Source organism: Streptomyces sp. HD, assembly GCF_028369295.1.
Classification (GTDB): Bacteria; Actinomycetota; Actinomycetes; order Streptomycetales; family Streptomycetaceae; genus Streptomyces.
In genome coordinates this window covers 1-20,497 of the sequence record NZ_JAQMYP010000014.1, presented here as the reverse complement: position 1 = coordinate 20,497, position 20,497 = coordinate 1, and the positions used below count along the sequence as shown (strand labels likewise).

The following is a 20,497-nucleotide window of genomic DNA, read 5'->3' as shown; positions in this document are numbered from 1 at the left end:
CGCCGTGGAACGCCCGCACCGCCGTACGGCCGACGGCCGTGCGGCACCGTCACCGTCGTACAACTCGTCACGCTGCCTGTCACCGGCACCGCGGCCCGCACAACCCCACGGCCCGAAGTCGCGGCGGTGCTGCGTCAGTTGGTGCCGATCCGCGACAGCAGGTCCACGATCCGGGCCTGGACCTCGGCGCTGGTGGACCGTTCGGCGAGGAACAGGACCGTCTCGCCGGAGGCCAGGCGCGGCAGGTCGGCCTGGTCGACGGCGGCGGTGTAGACGACGAGCGGGGTGCGGTTGAGCTGCCCGTTCGCGCGCAGCCAGTCGACGATCCCGGCCCGGCGGCGATGCACCTGCATCAGGTCCATCACGACCAGGTTCGGCCGGAAGTCACCCGCCAGCGTCACCGCGTCGGTGTCGCTCGCGGCCCGTGCCACCTGCATCCCGCGCCGCTCCAGCGTCGCCGTCAGCGCCAGCGCGATCTCGGCATGCTCCTCGATGAGCAGGACGCGCGGCGGGTGCTGCTCGCTGTCCCGAGGCGCCAGCGCCTTCAGCAGTACGGCAGGGTCGGCGCCGTACGCGGCCTCCCGCGAGGCCTGTCCGAGCCCCGCCGTCACCATCACCGGCACCTCGGCCGCGACGGCGGCCTGCCGCAGAGACTGCAGCGCGGTCCGGGTGATCGGCCCGGTCAGCGGGTCGACGAACAGCGCGGCCGGGAACGCCGCGATCTGTGCGTCGACCTCCTCGCGCGAGTGCACGATGACGGGCCGGTAGCCGCGGTCGCTCAGCGCCTGCTGGGTCGTCACATCCGGCGCGGGCCACACCAGCAGCCGACGCGGGTTGTCGAGCGGCTCCGGCGGCAGCTCGTCGTCCAACGGCTGCGGGCGCGGTGTGTCGGCCACCTCGATGGCGCCGCCCGGCCCGTCCAGCGGCTCGGGCCCCTCTGCGGCGTTCTCGTCCGGCGCGCCTATGGCGTACGACCGCCCGGCACCCTCGGTCAACGGCGCCAGCCGCGACTGCCCGGCCAGCGACGGCTGCTGCTGCCCGCCGAGCGACGGCTGCGCGGGCACTTGCTGGGAGGGCGCCGGCTGCGCGGGCACCGGCTTCTCGGCCGGCGGATGCGGCCGTGCCGTCTGCTCCGCCGAGGCGGACGCCCGAGCGGCGGGGTCGGGCGGCGTACCCAGCTTGCGACGCCGTCCGCCGCCCGCGGTCTGATGCGGGGGAGGCGTGGCCGACGACTGCGACGTCTGTGACGGCTGAGGCGCCTGCGGAAGCGCGGGCTGCGAGGGCTGCTGCACCTGCGCCGCCTGCCGCGTGAACGGCACCCCCTGCCCCAAGGTCCGCACACTGATCGCCCGCCCCTGCGTCGAGTTCGGGTCGACGGGGGCCCCGGCCGCACCCGGAGCGGCGGCCTCTGCCGGGAGCGGCTGCGCCGCACGCTGCTGCTGGGCGGCCGGAACCGCTTCGGCGGGCAGCGGCGTGCCCGGAGCCGGCGTGCCGGGGGCGGGCTGGGGCTGGGCCTGCTGAGCGGCGGCCGGATTCGGCGGTACGGGTGCGGCGGCGCCGTTCGACGGTACGGCGGTCCCGGCGCCGGGCGTGTCGTCGGCAGCGGGCCACGGCTGCGGGGCCGGGGCGCCCTGGACCGGCGCGCCCTGGACAGGCGCGCCCAGCGCGGGTACGCCCTGACCGGGGGGCGCCTCGGCGGGCAGGGCCTGCCCCGGAACCGCCTGCGCGGCCGCGGCCTGACCGGGCACCGGGCGGGGCTGCCCCTGCACCGGTTGCCCCGGAGCCACCTGCCCCGAAGCCGTCTGCCCGGTCTCCTGAGCGGCGGCGGCCTGCGCCGGAACGCCCTGCGCCTGCGCCTGCCCTTGCCCGCTCTGCGCCGCGACCTCCTGCGCAGACGTCCCGGCCGCACTGGTCGCACCGGCCGGCTGGCCCACGGCCCGTCGGCGACGCCCGGTCGGCGCGCTGGTCGGATGCGGCTGCGGCGGGGTGTGGTCGTCGGCCTGGTCGTGCGGTACGGCGTCGTGCCGGCCCTCGTCGACGAGGACGTCGGCGGGAGCGCCCTGCCCGGGAACCGGAGCCGGAGCCGCCGAGTGGCCGTGCGCCTGCGCGTGGCCCTGCGCCGAAGGCTGCTGAGCCTGCACGGCACCCGGACCCGGACCCGGAGCCTGCCCCGGAACCCCACCCGGAACCTGCGCGGGAGCCCCAGCCGAAGCAGCGGGCGCCGCAGTCATAGCCGTAGCCGCAGCCGCAGCGGGTGCCGGAACCGCGCTCGGCTCAGGGCCACCACCCTGCCCCTCGGTTCCGGGCGCGCCACCCCGGTCCGCCTCGGCGGGCGGCAGCGCGAACACTTTCCGCGGCCCCGCCTCCTGAGCCTGCGCCTGCGCGGCAGCTCGCTCCGACGCGGCCGCCAGGGCACGCCGACGCCGCCCGGTCGGCTGAGCGGCGTCACCGGAGCCTGCTGCCGCACCCGCACCCGTACCCGAACCGGGCGCGGAAGCCTGCTGGGCGCCGTCACCACCCGCGGGCAGCGCGGGCGGCAGAGCGTGCTGCTCCCCGTCCCGCCGGGCACGTCGTCCGGTGGGCGCGGGTACGCCCTGCGGCGGCACGGTCCCGCCCAGGCCGTTGCCGGTGGCCGCAGTGCCCGCCGCATGCTCGGCGGCCGTGACGACGGCGCCCTCGGCGACACCGTCCCCGCCGTCCTCGGCAGGACGCCCGCGGCGTCGTCCCGTACCGCCGGAGACCTCGCCGGCACCGTCCCCCGCGCCCTGGGAGAGCTCCGGCGGGGCCGCACGCCTGCGCCGCCGTCCGGTGGGCGCCGCGCCCTCGGCATCGGCGCCCGCGTCGGCCTCGGGCACGTCGCCACTGTCCAGGAAGGCGTCCACGGAGGACCGCCGGGCCCGCCGCCGACCGCTCCCGGCGCCCTGCGCGGCACCGCCCTCGGCACCCTCGGTCCCGTCACCGGCCCCGGCTGCCTCACTCGCCGCACCGGCAGCGGGGTCGACGGCGTCGGCGACAACGGCCCCGGCCCCGGCCCCGATCGGCACTTCGAGGACGTACGCGTTGCCGCTCATCCCCGGCACCTCATGCGTCTGCAGCACACCGCCGTGGGCCCGCACGATCCCGCGCACGATCGGCTCGTGCACCGGGTCTCCCCCGGCGTACGGCCCACGCACCTCGATCCGTACGACCTCACCGCGCTGCGCCGCCGCGACGACGACGGTGTTGTCCATGTAACCGCCCGCCGACACGGGCGCGTTGCCGGTCGCGTCGACCCCCGCGACGTCCGCGACGAGATGCGCGAGCGCGGTGGCGAGGGCCTGCGGGTCGACCTCGGCCTCGATGGGCGGCGCGTGCACGGCGAACTGCACCCGCCCCGGTCCGATGAGCTCCACGGCTCCGTCGACACCCGCGGCGACGACGGCGTCGAGCATCACCTTGGTACGGGAGACCGTGTCGCCACCCGTGTCGAGCCGCTGGTACCCGAGGACGTTGTCGATCAGCGTGGTGATCCGCGAGTACCCGGCCGACAGGTGATGCAGCACCTGGTTGGCCTCGGGCCACAACTGCCCCGCGTCGTCCAAGGCGAGCGCGGCAAGCTCACGGCGCAGCTCGTCGAGCGGACCGCGCAGCGAACGCCCGAGCAGCGTCAGCAGCTGTTCGTGCCGGGCCGCCAGCGCCTCGAACCGGTCCTTCTCCCGCTCCCCGAGCGCGGCGTACCGGTCCTCACCGGCGGCCAGCTCCTCCTGGTGCCGCTCCTGCAGCTCCTCGACCTCGGCCACGTGCTTCTGCCGCAGGGCGGTCAGCTCGGAGGCGTGCTCCTCGGCGAGCCGCTCCAGCTCCTCCTCGTGCCGCTGCTGCGCGGCCTCCTTCTCCTCGGCGAGGGTGTCGTAGGGCCGACGGTCGGCGAAGGTCATCACGGCGCCGACGAGCTGGTCCCCGTCGCGCACGGGCGCGGTCGTCAGATCGACGGAGACCTTGTCCCCGCCCTTGGACCACAGCACCTGCCCGCGCACCCGGTGCTTGCGCCCGGAGCGCAGGGTGTCGGCGAGCGCGGACTCCTCGTACGGGAAGGGCGACCCGTCGGCACGAGAGTGGAGTACGAGTGTGTGGAGCTCCCGGCCCCCCAGGTCACTGGCCCGATAACCCAGTATCTGAGCGGCCGCCGGGTTCACGAGGACGATCCGCCCGTCGGTGTCGGTCCCGACCACACCCTCGGACGCGGCCCGCAGGATCATCTCGGTCTGCCGCTGTGAACGAGCCAGCTCGGCCTCGGTGTCGACGGTCCCGGAGAGGTCCCGCACGACGAGCATGAGCAGCTCGTCACCGGTGTAGCCGTAGCCGTCGTAGGCCTGTTGCCCGTTCTCAAGATTCGCGGACGTGACTTCGACCGGGAACTCGCTGCCGTCCGTCCGCCGGGCCATCATCCGGGTCGGCTTGGTCCGCCCCTGCGGGTCCATGTGATCGGGGCGCCGCATGGACCCCGGGATGAGCTTGGAGTCGAAGTGCGGCAGCAGATCGAGCAGCCCGCGCCCGACCAACGCGGTCCCGGGTGCCTCGAAGGCCTCCAGGGCGATGGTGTTGGCGTTGACGACGGTCCCATTGGCGTTGACCAGCAGCAACGCATCGGGAAGCGCGTCGAGTATGGCTGCGAGGCGAGCAGCGCCTCGGGATGGCCTGCTGCTCACGAGACGCTTCCTCCCTGTTACCGCACCTTGCCGACCGCTCGGGCCATCTTGCCAACCGGCCCGCAGCGTGTCACGCGAGGGAGTCTAAGGGCTGGGGTTGCGCTCGCGACGCCGGATGAGAGGGACGTCGCACGACGAAGTGACCCAGAACGTATGACTGCCGGTGCAGACGTCCTGCCCGCCTCCTTCCAGCAACCTTCCGTTTTCGCGAGACCTCCGCGGGACATTTACGGAGCCGGTGCGTCCCCCTTGGAAAGTCTGTACGACACCTGTGCATCCACTACACCCACGTACCGGAGCCCCCGCTTCCCCGCCTGGGCCTACGACTGACCTTCCTGCCGCAGATCGGGCAGTACCGGCACAAGCCGGTCCCACCGGCCGATCTGACACCCGTCACCACGGTCGTACCGAGCGTCGACGGGCCGCCCGGCCCAGGTCCCGGTGACATGCGCGGTGGCCGGCCCGCCGTACTGCATGGTGCAGAGGGTGCCTTCCGGTACGGGTGCGAAGGCGTCCTTGCCCCACCGGGTGCCGCGATCGAGCGTGGCGCAGGCGTCGGCGACGTCGGGGTGATCGCCGCCGCCGGGGTGGCAGTGCAGCTCGAAGGTGCCGTCGGCGCCGTCGCCGGCGTCGCGGACGGTGATCGTGAGGTGGTCGCCGGAGCGGCCGGGCTCATGGGGCGGCGGGGGTGTCAGGGGGAGCGGCGCGGCCTGGGCGTGGGCGGAGGCCGGCGCGGCGGTGGCGGAGCCGACGGCGACGAGGGACCCGGCGGCGAGAAAGAGGAGCCGGCGGAGGCGCCCGGGCGTGGCGGAACGATTGACCTGCAACATGACCTGACTAACGTCGCGCGCCCCCCGACGTTGCGCGACGCGAAGCACGCCGGGAAGGGCTTTGCCCTGTGGCCTCCCCGCCTAGTACCGTGGACGTCGATTGGTGACACCACGCTCGACTGTGTCATCATCTGCACGCACCAATCGCGCTCGCGCGAGCGGCTGTGCTGGAGGCGTCGCCTAGTCCGGTCTATGGCGCCGCACTGCTAATGCGGTTTGGGCCTTAAAGCCCATCGAGGGTTCAAATCCCTCCGCCTCCGCGCTCGATCACGAAGCCCCGGTCCACTGGACCGGGGCTTCGTCGTTCACAGCCCGCCCATCACCCGCCCAAGACGGTGTTTCCCCAGGTCGCAAGGGGTATGGCAAACGGATTTCACATGGCGGCGCCGGTCATGTAATGTTCTTCCTGTCGCCGCGAGCGGGCCGAAAGGGCCGGGAGCGGCGAGAAAACAGAACAAGCACTCGTAGCTTAACGGATAGAGCATCTGACTACGGATCAGAAGGTTGCAGGTTCGAATCCTGCCGAGTGCACACAGGTCAGAGGCCCCGGAGAGATCCGGGGCCTCTGGCGTTTTCTGTCGTCGGGCGCCTTTGCGGGACCGGACGGGCGTACGGGCTGTTGCCCGTACGCCCGTGGTCGTCGTGTCTACAACTCCTGGTCCCCGAAGGCCAGCGACTCCAAGTCGCCGTCGAAGTCCTCGCCCAGGCCCGGCAGGCTCAGGAACATCCGTTCCAGGGAGTCGGCGGGGGGTTCCTCGCGGAGTGGCTCCGGGGTGTGCAGGGTCTGTTCCGTCCAGATGCACTTGCCGGTCGGGGTGTAGCGGGTGCCCCAGCGTTGGGTCAGTGCCGTGACCAGTTGGAGGCCGCGGCCGCCCTCGTCGGTTTCCGTCGCGCGGCGTATGCGGGGCATAGTCAGGCTGCCGTCGAAGACTTCGCAGATGAGCGTGGCGCCGTGCAGGAGGCGTAGGCGGAGAGGGCCCTTGGCGTGCCGGATGACGTTGCCGACCAACTCGCTGGCCAGGAGTTCGGTGGTGGGGGTGAGGGCGTCCAGGCCCCAGGTCGCCAGTTGGTCGCGGATCAGGGCGCGCGCCTGGCCCGCCGCTCTGGGGTCCTTGGAGAGGGGCCAGGAGGCCATGCGGGACGTGGGCAGGGCGTGCAGGCGGGCCAGGAGGAGGGCCGCGTCGTCGGCGGCCTGGTGGTCGGCGGGGAGGAGGGTGGCCGTGACGCGCTCGCAGAGCTGTTCCAGATCCTTGGCCGTGCCGTCCGTGTGGGAGGTGCCGAGGACGTCGGCCAGGGCCGCCATGCCTTCGTCCATCTCGCGCTTGGACGACTCGACCAGGCCGTCGGTGTAGAGGGCGAGCACGCTGCCCTCGGGGACCGGGATCTCCGTCGTCTCGAAGGGGGGTTCCGCCGCGCCCAGGGGCGGGTCGGCCGACAGGGCCGGGTACACGACCGTGCCGTCCGGGTGGAGCAGGGCGGGTGGCGGGTGGCCCGCCCTCGCTATGGAGCAGACCCTGGTCGTGGAGTCGTACAAGGCGTAGAGGCATGTCACGTACGACTCCTCGCCCATCGCGCCGACGATGTCGTTGAGATGGCTCATGATCTCGTCGGGCGGCAGTTCGAGGTCGGCCAGGGTGTGGACGGCCGTGCGCAGACGGCCCATCGTCGCCGCCTCGGGGAGGCCGTGGCCCATCACGTCGCCCACGACCAGCGCCACCTGGCCGCCGGAGAGCGGGATGATGTCGTACCAGTCGCCGCCGACGTCCATGCCCTGGCCGGCCGGGAGGTAGCGGGCCGCGGCCGTGCAGGCGGGGTGGGCGGGCAGGTCGCGGGGGAGCAGGCTGCGCTGCAGTTCGCGGGACCGGGTGTGTTCGGCGTCGAAGAGGCGGGCCCGCTCCAGGGCCTGGGCGACCAGGGCGCTGGTCGCGGTGAGCAGGGTGCGCTCCTCGTCGGTGAGGCGGCGCGGGTGGTCGAAGGTGACCGCGCAGATGCCGAAGGTGTGGCCGGAGGCGGTGAGCGGGAGCAGTGCCCAGGCCTGCTTGCCGGCCCGTTCGGGCAGGTCGGCGATCTCCGGGTAGCGGGCGGCGAATTCCTGCGGGGAGGACATGAACAGCGGGGCGCCGGCCAGTATGGCGTCCCACAGCGGGCTGGGTTCGGTGCGTTCGCGGCCGTCGAGGACGGCGAGGATGTCCTCCGGGTAGCCGACGGATCCGACGGTGTGCAGCCGGTCGCCCTCCACGGCCTGCACCACCAGGCCGGTCGCCTCGAACGGCGGCAGCACCCTGCGGGCGACCGCGTCCACCACGTCCTTCGAGGTCGTCGCCTTGGCGAGCGCGGTCGTCAACTCCGCTATCCGCGCGGCCCGTTCGGACGCGGCCCGCTCGGCGCACCGGCGTTCCTCCTCCAGCCGCCGCCGCTCGGTGACGTCGGTGAAGTAGATCGTGCGCCCGTCGGGGCCCGGGACCAGCCGCAGATGGCACAGGCGCCCGTTCGGCAGCCGTACGTCGAAGCTGACCGACTTCTCCGCGGCGGCGGCCTGCCGGCAGCGGATCTCCAGGCCGGGCACCTGCTCCGCGGCGGGCAGGTCCCACAGCAGCCGGCCGAACAGCTCCTCCTCGGAGAAGCCCAGGGTGCGTTCGGCCTCCACGTTGGCGAAGGTGATCCGCCAGTCGTCGTCCATGGCCAGGAAGCCGTCGCTCATATGGCGCAGCGCCCGGCCGAGCGCGTCACGGGCGGACCGGGGCTCGTCGCTGTCCCAGCCCACGCCGATCATCCGGTGCGGCTCACCGCTGTCGTCGTACGTCGCCCTGCCGCGGGCCTGTGTCCAGCCCCAGCTGCCGTCGAGCTTGCGCACCCGGTACTCGGCCTCGAAGACGGCGTCGTCGCGGATCGCCCGGTCGACCGCCGCGAGCGTCGGCGCGAGGTCGTCGGGGTGGACGCAGCGCATCCAGTTGTCGACCTTGCCGGTGTAGTCCTGCGGGCGGGTGCCGTACAGCTCCAGCGCCGCCTCGTCCCAGATCAGGTCGCCGGTGCGGATGTTCCAGTCCCAGGAGCCGACGCTGACCTCCTTCAGCGCCTGGCGCAGCCGCTCGCCGTTCGGCTCCGGCTGTGCGGGCCCGATGGGCGGTGGTGCCTGGACCATACGGTCCTCGGTCCAGGCGATGAGGGCGCGCAGGAACTCCCAGTGCTCGAAGGTCGGTTCGCCCTCGTCGCCCATCAGGACGCTGAGGGCCCCGGTGCTGCGGTTGTTGCTGTACATCGGCAGCGCGGCGAGGCCGGTGCCGGGCCAGGCGGCGTCCGGGGTGTCGACCGCTCCGGACGGGCTCAGCGGGACCCAGACGCCGTTGCCCTCGTGCAGTGCGCGGGCCGGGGCCAGCGGGCCTTCCTGGTCGATGATCTCCCAGCCGTGGGTGAGGGCGGGCGGGAGCCCGGCCGTCGACACCAGGCGCAGCGCGGACATCGGGCCCCGGAGATGGATCATGCCGCCGAGCGCGCCCAGTTCGCCCACCGCATGCTGCAGGGCCAGCCGGAAGACTTCGCTTTCCGCGACACCGGGGGCCACCGTGCCGAGCAGTGCCAGCCGAGCGTTCATGGTGCGGACTTTACCGTTCCATGCTCAACCGAATCGGTGCTTCGCAAGATCCTTACGCCCCTCACTCTGCTGCTCGACAGGCCGTCAACCGGCAATGATTAGCGTGGAGTTGAAGCGATAAGTTGAAATGTTGATTGCGGTTCACGATCTTGGAGGAGCGGCATGGACATCGGTGTCTTCATCCCCATCGGCAACAACGGCTGGCTCATATCGAAGAGTTCCCCCCAGTACCTGCCCACCTTCGAGCTGAACAAGGCCATCGTGCAGAAGGCCGAGGAGCACGGGCTCGACTTCGCGCTGTCGATGATCAAGCTGAAGGGGTTCGGCGGCGAGACCGAGTTCTGGGACCACTGCCTGGAGTCGTTCACGCTGATGGCGGGCCTGGCCGCGGTCACGGAGCGGATCAAGCTGTACGCCTCCACGCCGATCCTGGTCCTGCCGCCCGCGATCGTCGCCCGCATGGCCACGACGGTCGACTCGATCGCCCCCGGCCGCTTCGGTATCAACATCGTCACCGGCTGGGCACCCGGCGAGTACTCCCAGATGGGTCTGTGGCCCGGCGATGAGCACTTCGGCAACCGCTACGACCGGGCCGTCGAGTACGTCACCGTGATGAAGGAGCTGTGGCGCGACGGCGTCAGCGACTTCAAGGGCGAGTTCTACGAGATGGACGACTGCGTGCTGTCGCCGCGCCCGGCGAACGGGCACATCGACATCGTCGCCGCCGGCCAGAGCAACACCGGTATGCGGTTCGCCGCCGAGCACGCCGACTACAACTTCATCCTGGGCAGCGGCGTCAACACCCCGCTCGCCTTCTCCGACACCACGGCCACGCTGGTGGACGCGGCGCGTGAGAGCGGCCGGGACGTCGGGGCGCTCTCCCTGTTCATGGTCATCGCCGACGAGACCGACGAGGCGGCGCAGGCCAAGTGGCGGGACTACCACGACAACGCCGACCGTGCCGCTCTCGCCTACATGGCGGGTGAATCCGCCTCGGACACCACCGCCGACGACTCCTCGACGGCCCGCACCATCGTGCTGCCCGAGGGCGCGGTGAACTTCAACATGGGCACGCTCGTGGGGTCGTACGAGAGTGTGGCGCGGATGCTCGACGAGGTCGCCGAGGTCGACGGCACCAAGGGGATCATGCTGGTCTTCGACGACTTCCTGGCGGGCATCGAGAACTTCGGTACGCGTATTCAGCCGCTGATGAAGTGCCGCCGGGCGTGAGCGGGTCAGGGCGGCCGGGCTCGCGGGATCCAGAAGCCTCGCGCGAACGGGAGTCCTCGCGTGACCGGGAGTCCTCGCGCGAAGGGGATGCCTCGCAGGACGAGGACTACGAGCGTGCCGGACTGGCCGGACGGCTCGTCCCCGGTACGTCCCCCGCCCTGCTACTGGTGGACCCGGCCCGCGCCTACGTGGACCCCGACTGCCCCCTGTACGCCGGGGTCGAACCGGCCGTCGACGCGATGAAGGAGCTGCTGGCGGGCGCGCGGCGGGCGGGGATCTCGGTGGTCGTCACGCGGGTGCGGTTCCGGGCCGACGGGAGCGACGGCGGTGTCTTCTTCCGCAAGGTGCCGACGCTTCGGGTGTTCGCCGAGGGAAGCCCGTACGGCGACTTCATCGACGGACTGTCGCCCACGGCAGACGAGTTGACGGTGACCAAGCAGTACCCGAGCGCCTTCTTCGGCACGTCGCTGGCGGCATACCTCACCGCGAACAGAGTCGATACGGTGCTGATCGCGGGGCTCTCCACGAGCGGTTGCGTACGCGCCACCGCGCTCGACGCGATGCAGCACGGGTTCGTCCCCGTGGTCGTGGAGGAGGCGGTGGGCGACCGGGACCCGGACGTGCACGCGGCGAACCTCTTCGACATCCGGCACAAGATCGGCGAGGTGTGGCCGATCGGCCAGGTCATGGACTATCTCGCGGGGCGAGGTGAACGGCCTTGAGGACAGCCTTGAGGACGGCTGGGCAGGACTGGACAGAGGCCGGCTCACAGGCACAGGGGTCGCCTCCTTCTTCCGCTCGGAGAACACGAAAAGCCGCAGGACCAGGAACCGGCCGATACCGGCGAGGCCGGAGGTGGTGAGGTAGACGGCCTGCTCCTGGAGCAGCGTGGGGGACGGCTGGACCGCGTGGAGCATGAGCATCGCGGCCGTCGTCACGAGATACGCGGCGGTGGCCGAGCTCGCCGACTGGAGGTGTTCGCGCAGGCCCGGCCGGTGTCCGGTGCCGAAGGTGAACAGGGCGTGCAGCTCGGTGCACAGGAGGGTGGAGGCGACGGTGATCAGGGCGTTCGCCAGCGCCCAGGGCACCGCCGTGGCCAGCAGCGGTACGACGATCCCGGCCAGCAGCCCGACGCCGCCCCCGCACACCACGAACCGGGCGAAGGAGGCGAGGGGGCCCGGCCGGGACGCGCTCGGCTTCGACGGGTGCTGCGACTCCATGGCGGCTTCCTTCCGGGCGGACCTGAATCTCTGAGGGATTCAGCTCATCCCGGCACGGCTTCAGGGGGGCCTCAGTCGGGCTTCAGCCGGTGTCGTCCTGGCTTCAGCCGGGATCAACCGGGCCCAACGATGCCGTCGTGCGTGCGCGGAAACGATGGAGTGATCTACCGGAGCGGGAGTGGAGCGGGCTCCACCATGCGGGGGCGGACGGGCGGACGGGCGGACGGGCGGACGGGCGGAGGGCCGGCGGACGGGCGGACTGGCGGGCGACCGAAGGCGGACTGGCGGCCGGGCGGAGGTCAGGCCTTGTCCGGGGCCCGGTCGTGGTCCTGGTCGCGGCTCCGATCGCCGTCCTGGTCTCGGTCTTGGTCGCGCATCTCGTCGATGTACGTCTGCGCGAGCCCCGTCGTGCGGGTGAACCAGTCCGTGAGTACGGCGATCTCGTCCGTGGAGTAGGAGGCGAAGAGGTCGTTGAGGCGGGCGTAGTAGGGGCCGTAGAGCTCCTCGGCGCGGGCGGTCGCGTCCGGTACCGCGGCCACGCGGACGCGTCGGCGGTCCGTCGGGTCCGGGCGGCGGGTGATGAAGCCGGCGCGTTCCAGGCGGTTGAGGATGCCGGTCATGGCGCCGGTCGTGACGTGGGCGTGCTCGGCGAGTTCGCCCGCCGTGAGCAGGTTCTCGCCGGCCTTCAGGACGCAGGCGAAACAGAGCAGGTCGGTGATGTTCAGGCCCAGCCGCTGGGCCATCTCCTGCTGGCCGAGCAGGTGGGCGGCGATGAGGGAGTCCATCGCCTCCAGCGCCTGGGCAGGGGTGGCGGTGGGACGGGGCGTGGCTTGCATCTTCCGTATTACCTTAGCTCGTGAGAGATTTAGTGCCTAAACTTCTTACGATGTGAGAGATTCTCGGGAGGAGGGCACGTGAGCCAGTATGACGAGGGGCACACGGTCGCGGGGTGGACCGGAACCGCGATCGCGACGTTCGGTTCCGCCGTGGTGGGGGCGGGGATCTGCATGGTCTCGGCCGCGCTGATCGTGGGCGGCCTGGGGATCCTGGCGGCGAGCGTCCTCGTCACCTGGGCCCTGCACCTGACCGGGTGGGGCAAGCCTCCGGGCGTCCGGCCGCGCGGTGAGTGGCGGATGGGGGCGCGTGATCCGGCGGCGCGGGCCGGGCATGCGGACTGCTGGGGGTGCCGGCTGGCGGGGCGGGGGCGGCGTGCGGGCGTGGGGGCGTCCATCGGTGTGGTGCCCGTGGCGGGGGCTGTGGCGGGGGAGCCGAAGCCGGAGCCGAAGCCCGCTGTCGCGGAAGCCGGTTGAGCCGGGCGGCGCGGTCGAGTCGGTCGAGTCGGGAGGGCCGGTCGGTCAGGCCGGCGGGGTCGGTCGGTCAGGCCAGGGGGTCGGTCGGGCCAGTGGGGCCAGCCGGGTCGGTCGGGCCAGCCGGGTCGGTCGGGTCGGTCGGGCCAGCCGGGTCAGTCGGGCCAGTGGGGTCGGTCGGGCCAGCCGGGTCAGTCGGGCCAGTGGGGTCAGCCGGGTCAGTCGGGTCGGTCGGGCCAGTGGGGCCAGCCGGGTCAGCCGCGTCAGTCGGGTCAGCCGGGCCAGTCGGGCCAGTCGGTCACTGAAGGGGCGTTGTCAGTGGCAGCGCCTAGGCTCGGAGAGCGATGGCACAGGCATGGAGATGCTCGGGGCTGCGGTGGTCGGCGGACGGCCCTGAGCTGGCGTGGGACGGCGGTCGGCGCTCCGCGCTGACCTGGGGGAAACGGGTGGCCTTCGGGGTCGCGGAAGGGGGTGTGCGGACATGCGTGGGAGCGCGGGGACATGCGTGTCCGGTACGAGCGGTCGTGCCGGGGCGGAGTACGGGGGTGCGGTGCGAGGAGTGTGCGCGGCTGGACCGGGCGCACTCGGTGGCCGCGGACACGATCGCGGACGATCCACGCCCGTACCACGTATATCTGGCGTGGTTCGGCCCCGGGATGACCAAGGTCGGCATCACCGCCCTTGACCGCGGCTCGGCACGGCTGCTGGAGCAGGGTGCGGTCTGCTTCACCTGGCTCGGCGCCGGCCCGCTGATGGCGGCACGGCGCGCCGAGGAGCTGCTGCGGGCGGCACTGCGTGTCCCGGACCGGATTCCGTACGTCGACAAGCGGGCGGTACGGTCCGCGCTGCCGACGTCGGCGGCGGAGCGGGCGGCCGAGGTCGCGGACCTGCACGCGAGGGCGGTTGCCCTGCCCGACTGGCCGGAGTCCCTCACCCCTGAGCCCTGCCAACCGGTCGACCACGCCGGGGCGTTCGGGCTGGCGGAGCTGCCGGATGCCGTCGGGGAGGTGACCGAGCTTGTCGCGGGCGGGGTGGTGAGCGGGCGGTTGGCGGCGGCTGCGGGGCCGGATCTGCATCTGATGGTCGGGAGCGGGGTCGTCGTACTGGACACGCGGTTGATGCGGGGGTGGGAGCTGGTTCCGGTCGGGGCTCCGGCAGAAGAGGGCGAACTCACCCTGCCGACAAGGGAGTTCAAGCGCGAGGAGAGTGCGCAGGACAGCCTGTTCTGAGCCGGGAAGGAGGAAGGGCTCCGAGCGGGAGCCCCTGCGCGCCCTGACCCGCCATCGCGGGGCGACGGTCACTGCCGCCGCTCGGGTGTGACCGTGGGTCTCCCGTGTCGATCACCCAAGTGCCCTCTTAGAGGTTCCTGTGCGTTTCTCAGGAGATTCACAGGTTTCGGAAAGCGTGTTCTAAGAGGACCTCGACATTGTTTCCAGCATGACCACGACCTCGCCCCAGGGGCGCACCGAACTGCTGAGGCCGGACGGGAGCCCCGTCCGAGTGCTTGTGGTGGACGACGAGATGTCGATCACCGAACTGCTGTCCATGGCCCTTCGCTATGAGGGATGGCAGATCCGGAGTGCCGGTGACGGCACCGGCGCGATACAGACCGCCCGGGACTTCCGGCCCGATGCCGTCGTCCTGGACATGATGCTGCCGGACATGGACGGGCTGACCGTCCTGGGGCGCCTGCGCCGTGAGCTGCCGGACGTTCCCGTCCTGTTCCTCACCGCCAAGGACGCGGTCGAGGACCGTATCGCCGGGCTCACCGCCGGTGGCGACGACTACGTCACCAAGCCGTTCAGCCTGGAGGAGGTCGTCGCCCGGCTGCGTGGGCTCATCCGGCGGTCCGGCGCCGCCGATCGGCGGTCCGACTCCGTGCTCGTGGTCGGCGACCTGACACTGGACGAGGACAGCCACGAAGTCTCGCGGGGCGGCCAGTCCATCCACCTCACCGCCACCGAGTTCGAACTGCTGCGCTTCCTCATGCGCAATCCGCGGCGTGTGCTCAGCAAGGCCCAGATACTCGACCGGGTCTGGTCCTACGACTTCGGCGGGCAGGCCAATGTCGTCGAGCTCTACATCTCCTACCTGCGCCGGAAGATCGACGCCGGTCGTGAGCCCATGATCCACACCCGGCGTGGAGCCGGTTACCTGATCAAGCCCGCGGCGTCATGAGCGGGCGACGACGACCGCGTGCGCAGAAGAGGCGGGCGGGCCAGCCGCGTACCCTGCGGACACGGCTCGTCGTCGCGTCCGTGGTGCTGATCGCCGTGGTGTGTGCGGTGATCGGTACGGTGACGACCATCGCCCTGCGGACCCATCTGTACGGCCAGCTGGACACTCAGCTGACCGAGGCGGTCAATCGGGCCACCGGTAAGCCGCCCGGTGACGGCCCCGGCAAGAGCGACCCCAACAAGAACGACGCGCCCGACCAGACCGCCCAGACCCTCAACCTCGGCGAGTTCGCCAAGCGCATCGGCGGCCCGGGGTCGTCCGGCGCTGTCATCGCCCTGGTCCAGAACGGCGTCATCACCGACGCCAAGATCGGCAAGAAGACGAATGACAGCGCCACCGCCGACAGTTTCGGTATGGAAGCCATGGACCTCACCGAGGCCCAGGAAGCGGCGCTCAACGAGGTTGCCCAGGACGGCGAGAAGCACGCGGTCGACCTGGACAGCCTCGGCGGCTATCGCGTCCAGTACCGGAAGACCGCCGACGGCACCCGCAGCTATTACGTCGCCATCCCCACCGAGAGCGTCGACAACACCCTCGGCACCCTCATGCTCATCGAGGCCAGCGTCACCGCAGCCGCCCTCGTCGCCGCCGGTATCGCCGGCACCGTGATCGTCGGCGTCGCCACCCGCCCCCTGCGCCGGGTCGCCGCCACCGCCACCCGGGTCTCCGAACTCCCCCTGCACACCGGCGAGGTCAACCTCAGCGAACGTGTCCCCGAGTCCGAGACCGACCCGCACACCGAGGTCGGCCGGGTCGGTGCCGCGCTCAACCGGATGCTGGACCACGTCCACGGCGCCCTGCACTCCCGCCAGCAGAGCGAGATGCGGGTCCGGCAGTTCGTGGCCGACGCAAGTCATGAGCTGCGCACTCCCCTCGCCTCCATCCGCGGGTACGCCGAGCTGACCCGACGCGGCAGAGAGGACGTCGGTCCGGACACCAAGCACGCCCTCGGCCGGATCGAGTCCGAGGCCGGGCGGATGACCCTCCTCGTCGAGGATCTCCTGCTGCTCGCGCGTCTCGACGCGGGCCGCCCCCTCCAGTTCGGGCAGACCGATCTCATCCCGCTCGTCGTGGACACCATCAGCGACGCCCGCGCCGCCGGCATGGACCACAACTGGCGGCTCGACCTGCCCGACGAACCCGCGCTCGTCTCGGCGGACGCGGCACGTCTGCAACAGGTGCTGGTCAATCTCCTCTGCAACGCCCGCAACCACACCCCACCCGGTACGACCGTCACTGCCCGTGTTCAGCGGCGCGGTCCATGGCTGTGCGTGGACGTCGAGGACAACGGGCAGGGAATCCCGCCGGATCTGCTGCCGCATGTCTTCGAACGGTTCGCCCGCGGCGACTCCGCGCGCTCCCGTGCCACCGGCTCGACCGGCCTCGGCCTGGCCATTGTGCAGGCCGTGGCCACCGCGCACGGCGGTGCCGTGACCGTCGACAGCGTGCCCGGGCGTACCGTCTTCACGGTGCATCTGCCGGCGCTCCCCGCGCCGCCGAGCCCCGAAATGAGCTGGCAACAGCACTCACAGGCACAGCACAGCGTCACCACATCGGTGGAACAGGGCGCCTGACGAAAGTCGGTTCCATGCGAACCGACTCTTCTCCCGGCACCCTGCCGGTGCGGGAGCACCTCCCGGCCGGCGATGCCGGTACGCCTGTCCTGGACGTAGTGATCCCCGTTTACAACGAGGAGAAGGACCTCCAGCCGTGTGTGCTGAGACTGCATGATCACCTCAAGCGCACGTTCCCGTACGCGTTCCGCATCACGATCGCGGACAACGCGTCGACCGACACCACCCCCCAGGTGTCGCAGCGGCTGGAGGCGGAGCTCCCGGAGGTCAGGGCGTTCCGGCTGGAGCAGAAGGGCCGCGGCCGGGCGCTGCGGACCGTCTGGGCCGCCTCGGACGCCCCGATCCTCGCCTACATGGACGTGGACCTGTCCACCGACCTCAACGCGCTGCTCCCCCTGGTGGCCCCGCTGATCTCGGGTCACTCGGACCTCGCGATCGGCTCCCGTCTCTCCCGCTCCTCGCGCGTGGTGCGCGGGGCGAAGCGGGAGTTCATCAGCCGCTCGTACAACCTCATCCTGCGCGGCTCGCTCCAGGCCCGCTTCTCGGACGCCCAGTGCGGCTTCAAGGCGATACGCCGCGATGTCGCGCAGGTTCTGCTGCCGCTGGTGGAGGACACCGGCTGGTTCTTCGACACCGAGATGCTCGTACTCGCCGAGCGGGCCGGACTCCGTATCCACGAAGTCCCCGTCGACTGGGTCGACGACCCCGACTCCACGGTCCACATCGTGAAGACGGCGACCGACGACCTCAAGGGCGTGTGGCGGGTGGGCAAGGCCCTCGCCAGCGGCGCGCTTCCGCTGGACCGGCTCACCCGCCCGTTCGGCGACGACCCCCGCGACCGTGACGTCCAGGACGTCCCCCGGGGCCTGGCCCGTCAGCTCGTCGGCTTCTGCGTCGTCGGCGCCCTGTCCACCCTGTTCTATCTGCTGTTGTACAGCGGCTTCCGGGTCTTCACCGGCTCGCAGATCGCCAACGCACTCGCCCTGCTGGTCTCCGCGATCGCCAACACGGCCGCCAACCGGCGCCTCACCTTCGGAGTGCGCGGCCGCGGCGGCGCCGTACGGCACCAGGCGCAGGGCCTGGTCGTCTTCGGCATCGGACTCGCCCTGACCAGCGGCTCGCTCGCCGCCCTCAACGCGGCCAGCAGCAACCCGGCGCACTCCACCGAACTCGCGGTCCTCATCGCCGCCAACCTCGCGGCGACCGTGCTGCGCTTCCTGCTCTTCCGGGCGTGGGTGTTCCCGGACCGGCGCGACACCGAGTCCATGGTGGCCGCCTCGCACACGCCGCCCCACACGCCGCCCCACAACCCGTCCTCGCAGACCATCTCCCTGGCGCAGCAGCCAGGCCACCACGGCCCGCTCCCGCAGCGCCGGGTGCCCCACCACCCGTACGAAACCGCACAGTTCCGCGCCGGTGAAGCCGCGGACGGCACCTGGCGGGACGCCACCATGCAGCTGCAGCCGGTGCGCCCGCACGACACCGACTCAAGGGACTCCCGATGACCGTCCACCACGACCAGCAGACCCACGAGAACCACGGGACCAACGAGTCCTACGGCAGAGACACGAGCCCCGCCGCCTGGGGCCCACCCCAGGCCGCACCGCCCGCCGCCGCACCGGCCCCCGACTCCGGTGAACCCAAGCAGCCCTTCGTACGACGGCTGTGGCGCGGCCGCCCCGAGGACCCGCGCTGGGCCCGCCCCGCCTTCCTCGGCCTCCTCCTCGCCACCCTCCTGCTCTACCTCTACAACCTGAGCGCCTCCGGCTACGCCAACTCCTTCTACTCGGCGGCCGTCCAGGCCGGCAGCCAGTCCTGGAAGGCCTTCTTCTTCGGCTCGCTGGACGCGGCCAACGCCATCACCGTCGACAAGCCCCCGGCCTCCCTGTGGCCGATGGCCCTGTCGGTCCGCCTCTTCGGCCTCCACTCCTGGGCGATCCTGCTCCCCGAGGTCCTGATGGGCGTCGGCACGGTGGCCGTGGTGTACGCGGCGGTACGCCGTCGCTTCAGCCCCGCCGCCGGTCTGATCTCGGGCGCGGTGCTCGCGCTCACCCCCGTGGCGGCGCTTATGTTCCGGTTCAACAACCCGGACGCGATGCTGGCCCTGCTGATGGCCGTGGCCTGCTACTTCGTCATCCGGGGCCTGGAGGACGGCCGTACCAGGTGGCTGGTGTGGGCCGGTGTCGCGATCGGCTTCGCGTTCCTCGCCAAGACCCTGCAGGCCTTCCTGATCCTGCCGCCGCTCGCGATCGTGTACGCGGTCTGCGCGCCGGTGTCGGTGAAGAAGCGCATCGGCCAGCTGACCGCGGGGCTGGTGGCGATCGTCGTCTCCGGCGGCTGGTGGGTCGCCGTAGTCGAGCTGTGGCCCGCCTCCTCCCGCCCCTACATCGGCGGCTCGCAGAACAACTCCTTCCTTGAACTGACCTTCGGTTACAACGGCCTCGGCCGCCTGAACGGCGACGAGACCGGCAGTGTCGGCGGTGGCGGTGGCGGTGGAGGCGGAGGCGGAAACGGCGGCGGCAACTGGGGCGAGACCGGCTGGGACCGTCTCTTCGGCTCCAGCATCGGCGGCCAGGTCTCCTGGCTGATCCCGGCCGCCCTGATCCTGCTGGTCGCGGGCCTGGTGGCGACGCTCCCCCACTCTCGAATGCGCTCAAGCGGGGGGACCCCCATGGCACGCCGTACGTCGGTGACGCGCGGGTCGTTCCTGGTCTGGGGCGGCGCGCTGGTCACGACCATGCTGGTCTTCAGCTACATGCAGGGCATCTTCCACGAGTACTACACGGTCGCCCTCGCCCCCTACATCGCCCCGTTGATCGGCATGGGCGCGGCGCTGCTCTGGGAGAAGCGGGAGAAGGCCTGGGCGTCCCTGACGCTCGCGGGTGCGATGACGGCCACGGCGGCCTGGGGGTACGTCCTGCTCAACCGCTCCTCCGACTACCTGCCGTGGCTGAAGTGGGCCGTGCTGGTCGGCGGTCTCGCCGCCGCGCTGGGCCTGGTCTTCGCCTCGAAGCTGGGACGTCAACTGACCATGGGCGTCGTCGGGTTGGGCCTCGCCGCTGCGCTGGCCGGGCCGACCGCGTACACCCTCACCACGGTGAACGAGGGGCACACCGGCTCGATCGTCACGGCCGGTCCCGCGGTCGCGGGTGGCCGTGGCGGCCCCGGCGGTGGCGGCGGCATGGGCGGTGGCCCCGGCGGGGGCGGCATGCCCGGCCAGGGCCAGCAGGGCCAGCAAGGTCAGCAGGGCGGCCAGAACCAGCAGAACGGCAACGGCTTCCCCGGCGGGGGCATGCCCGGCCGGCAGAACGGCAACGGCAACACCCAGGGTCAGGGCCAGAACCAGGGCCAGAACCAGGGCCAGGGCCAGAAGCAGGGCGGCATGCCCGGCGGTGGTCAGACGGGTGACGGCGGTGGCATGGGCGGCGGTGGCGGCGTGGGCGGTCTGCTCAACGGTGCCGGCGTCAGCGACGAGGCCAAGGCGCTGCTGGAGAAGAACGCCGGTGACTACACCTGGGCGGCCGCGGCCATCGGCGCCCAGAACGCGGCGAGCTACCAGCTCTCCACCGGCGACCCGGTGATGGCGATCGGCGGTTTCAACGGCACCGACCCGTCCCCGACGCCGGCCGAGTTCAAGAAGTACGTGGCGGACGGCAAGATCCACTACTTCATCGCCAGTGGCAGCGGCGGCGGCATGGGTGGCAGCAGCAACGGCACCTCCTCGCAGATCACCTCCTGGGTCCAGGAGAACTTCGAGTCGGTGACGGTCGACGGCACCACGTTCTACGACCTGACGCAGCCGAAGAGCGACAGCTGACGGT

12 protein-coding genes, 2 tRNA genes and 1 pseudogene are annotated in these 20,497 nt (G+C 71.8%); 10 read left to right on the top strand and 5 right to left on the bottom strand.

The window, feature by feature from the left end; genetic code table 11:
* Window positions 1–134: 134 nt before the first annotated feature.
* Window positions 135–4,685 (bottom strand): PAS domain-containing protein, encoded by a 4,551-nt coding sequence (locus POF73_RS15835; RefSeq protein WP_272115433.1) that lies wholly within the window; start codon window positions 4,683–4,685, stop codon window positions 135–137.
* A gap of 320 nt (window positions 4,686–5,005) precedes the next feature.
* Window positions 5,006–5,515 carry an SSI family serine proteinase inhibitor gene (locus POF73_RS15830; protein ID WP_272115432.1) on the bottom strand — a complete coding sequence of 170 codons (510 nt, stop codon included), beginning with the start codon at window positions 5,513–5,515 and terminating at the stop codon, window positions 5,006–5,008.
* 169 nt (window positions 5,516–5,684) lie between these two features.
* On the opposite strand from POF73_RS15830, the gene POF73_RS15825 reads away from it, so the two are divergent.
* Both POF73_RS15825 and POF73_RS15820 read left to right on the top strand, forming a co-directional pair.
* Window positions 5,685–5,775, top strand: a tRNA-Ser gene (locus POF73_RS15825).
* A gap of 198 nt (window positions 5,776–5,973) precedes the next feature.
* Window positions 5,974–6,046, top strand: a tRNA-Arg gene (locus POF73_RS15820).
* Between the two features lie 115 nt (window positions 6,047–6,161).
* On the opposite strand, the gene POF73_RS15815 is transcribed toward POF73_RS15820, so the two are convergent.
* Window positions 6,162–9,107, bottom strand: a complete 2,946-nt coding sequence (locus POF73_RS15815) for a SpoIIE family protein phosphatase (RefSeq protein ID WP_272115430.1) — start codon at window positions 9,105–9,107, stop codon at window positions 6,162–6,164.
* Window positions 9,108–9,269: 162 nt separating this feature from the next.
* Here POF73_RS15815 and rutA point away from each other — a divergent pair, with 162 nt between their 5' ends.
* A complete protein-coding gene (rutA, locus tag POF73_RS15810) occupies window positions 9,270–10,337 on the top strand; it encodes a pyrimidine utilization protein A (protein WP_272115428.1) in 1,068 nt (355 codons plus the stop codon).
* Window positions 10,334–11,059, top strand: a complete 726-nt coding sequence (locus tag POF73_RS15805) for an isochorismatase family protein (protein ID WP_272115426.1) — start codon at window positions 10,334–10,336, stop codon at window positions 11,057–11,059. The genes rutA and POF73_RS15805 overlap by 4 nt, the downstream gene beginning before the upstream one ends.
* A 74-nt stretch (window positions 11,060–11,133) precedes the next feature.
* Here the strand turns inward: POF73_RS15805 and POF73_RS15800 are convergent.
* Both POF73_RS15800 and POF73_RS15795 read right to left on the bottom strand, forming a co-directional pair.
* Window positions 11,134–11,557 (bottom strand): annotated as a pseudogene (locus tag POF73_RS15800) (GtrA family protein); the annotation flags it as partial.
* Window positions 11,558–11,856: 299 nt separating this feature from the next.
* Window positions 11,857–12,393 (bottom strand): MarR family winged helix-turn-helix transcriptional regulator, encoded by a 537-nt coding sequence (locus POF73_RS15795; RefSeq protein ID WP_272115424.1) that lies wholly within the window; start codon window positions 12,391–12,393, stop codon window positions 11,857–11,859.
* A gap of 78 nt (window positions 12,394–12,471) precedes the next feature.
* Here POF73_RS15795 and POF73_RS15790 point away from each other — a divergent pair, with 78 nt between their 5' ends.
* The 6 genes from POF73_RS15790 to POF73_RS15765 all read left to right on the top strand — a co-directional run bounded on the left by POF73_RS15790 (window position 12,472) and on the right by POF73_RS15765 (window position 20,493).
* The gene (locus POF73_RS15790) at window positions 12,472–12,867 is read left to right on the top strand and encodes an HGxxPAAW family protein (RefSeq protein WP_272115422.1); all 396 of its coding nucleotides are present in this window, start codon (window positions 12,472–12,474) and stop codon (window positions 12,865–12,867) included.
* A 341-nt stretch (window positions 12,868–13,208) separates the two neighbouring features.
* On the top strand, window positions 13,209–14,093 hold the full coding sequence (locus POF73_RS15785; protein WP_272115420.1) for a DUF2797 domain-containing protein: 885 nt from the start codon (window positions 13,209–13,211) through the stop codon (window positions 14,091–14,093).
* Window positions 14,094–14,301: 208 nt separating this feature from the next.
* The gene (locus POF73_RS15780; RefSeq protein ID WP_272115418.1) at window positions 14,302–15,042 is read left to right on the top strand and encodes a response regulator transcription factor; all 741 of its coding nucleotides are present in this window, start codon (window positions 14,302–14,304) and stop codon (window positions 15,040–15,042) included.
* Window positions 15,039–16,676 carry a sensor histidine kinase gene (locus POF73_RS15775; protein WP_272115416.1) on the top strand — a complete coding sequence of 546 codons (1,638 nt, stop codon included), beginning with the start codon at window positions 15,039–15,041 and terminating at the stop codon, window positions 16,674–16,676. The genes POF73_RS15780 and POF73_RS15775 overlap by 4 nt, the downstream gene beginning before the upstream one ends.
* A 14-nt stretch (window positions 16,677–16,690) precedes the next feature.
* Window positions 16,691–18,181 carry a bifunctional glycosyltransferase family 2/GtrA family protein gene (locus tag POF73_RS15770; protein ID WP_272115414.1) on the top strand — a complete coding sequence of 497 codons (1,491 nt, stop codon included), beginning with the start codon at window positions 16,691–16,693 and terminating at the stop codon, window positions 18,179–18,181.
* The gene (locus POF73_RS15765; RefSeq protein WP_272115412.1) at window positions 18,178–20,493 is read left to right on the top strand and encodes an ArnT family glycosyltransferase; all 2,316 of its coding nucleotides are present in this window, start codon (window positions 18,178–18,180) and stop codon (window positions 20,491–20,493) included. Before POF73_RS15770 ends, POF73_RS15765 begins: the two co-directional genes overlap by 4 nt.
* Window positions 20,494–20,497: the final 4 nt, after the last annotated feature.

What these genes read in the sequence shown, in the direction of transcription:
- POF73_RS15815 (WP_272115430.1), bottom strand. Translation starts at nt 9,107, where the DNA reads ATGAACGCTCGGCTGGCACTGCTCGGCACGGTGGCCCCCGGTGTCGCG.
- POF73_RS15765 (WP_272115412.1), top strand. Translation starts at nt 18,178, where the DNA reads ATGACCGTCCACCACGACCAGCAGACCCACGAGAACCACGGGACCAAC.
- POF73_RS15785 (WP_272115420.1), top strand. Translation starts at nt 13,209, where the DNA reads ATGGCACAGGCATGGAGATGCTCGGGGCTGCGGTGGTCGGCGGACGGC.
- POF73_RS15775 (WP_272115416.1), top strand. Translation starts at nt 15,039, where the DNA reads ATGAGCGGGCGACGACGACCGCGTGCGCAGAAGAGGCGGGCGGGCCAG.
- POF73_RS15795 (WP_272115424.1), bottom strand. Translation starts at nt 12,393, where the DNA reads ATGCAAGCCACGCCCCGTCCCACCGCCACCCCTGCCCAGGCGCTGGAG.
- rutA (WP_272115428.1), top strand. Translation starts at nt 9,270, where the DNA reads ATGGACATCGGTGTCTTCATCCCCATCGGCAACAACGGCTGGCTCATA.
- POF73_RS15830 (WP_272115432.1), bottom strand. Translation starts at nt 5,515, where the DNA reads ATGTTGCAGGTCAATCGTTCCGCCACGCCCGGGCGCCTCCGCCGGCTC.
- POF73_RS15770 (WP_272115414.1), top strand. Translation starts at nt 16,691, where the DNA reads ATGCGAACCGACTCTTCTCCCGGCACCCTGCCGGTGCGGGAGCACCTC.
- POF73_RS15780 (WP_272115418.1), top strand. Translation starts at nt 14,302, where the DNA reads ATGACCACGACCTCGCCCCAGGGGCGCACCGAACTGCTGAGGCCGGAC.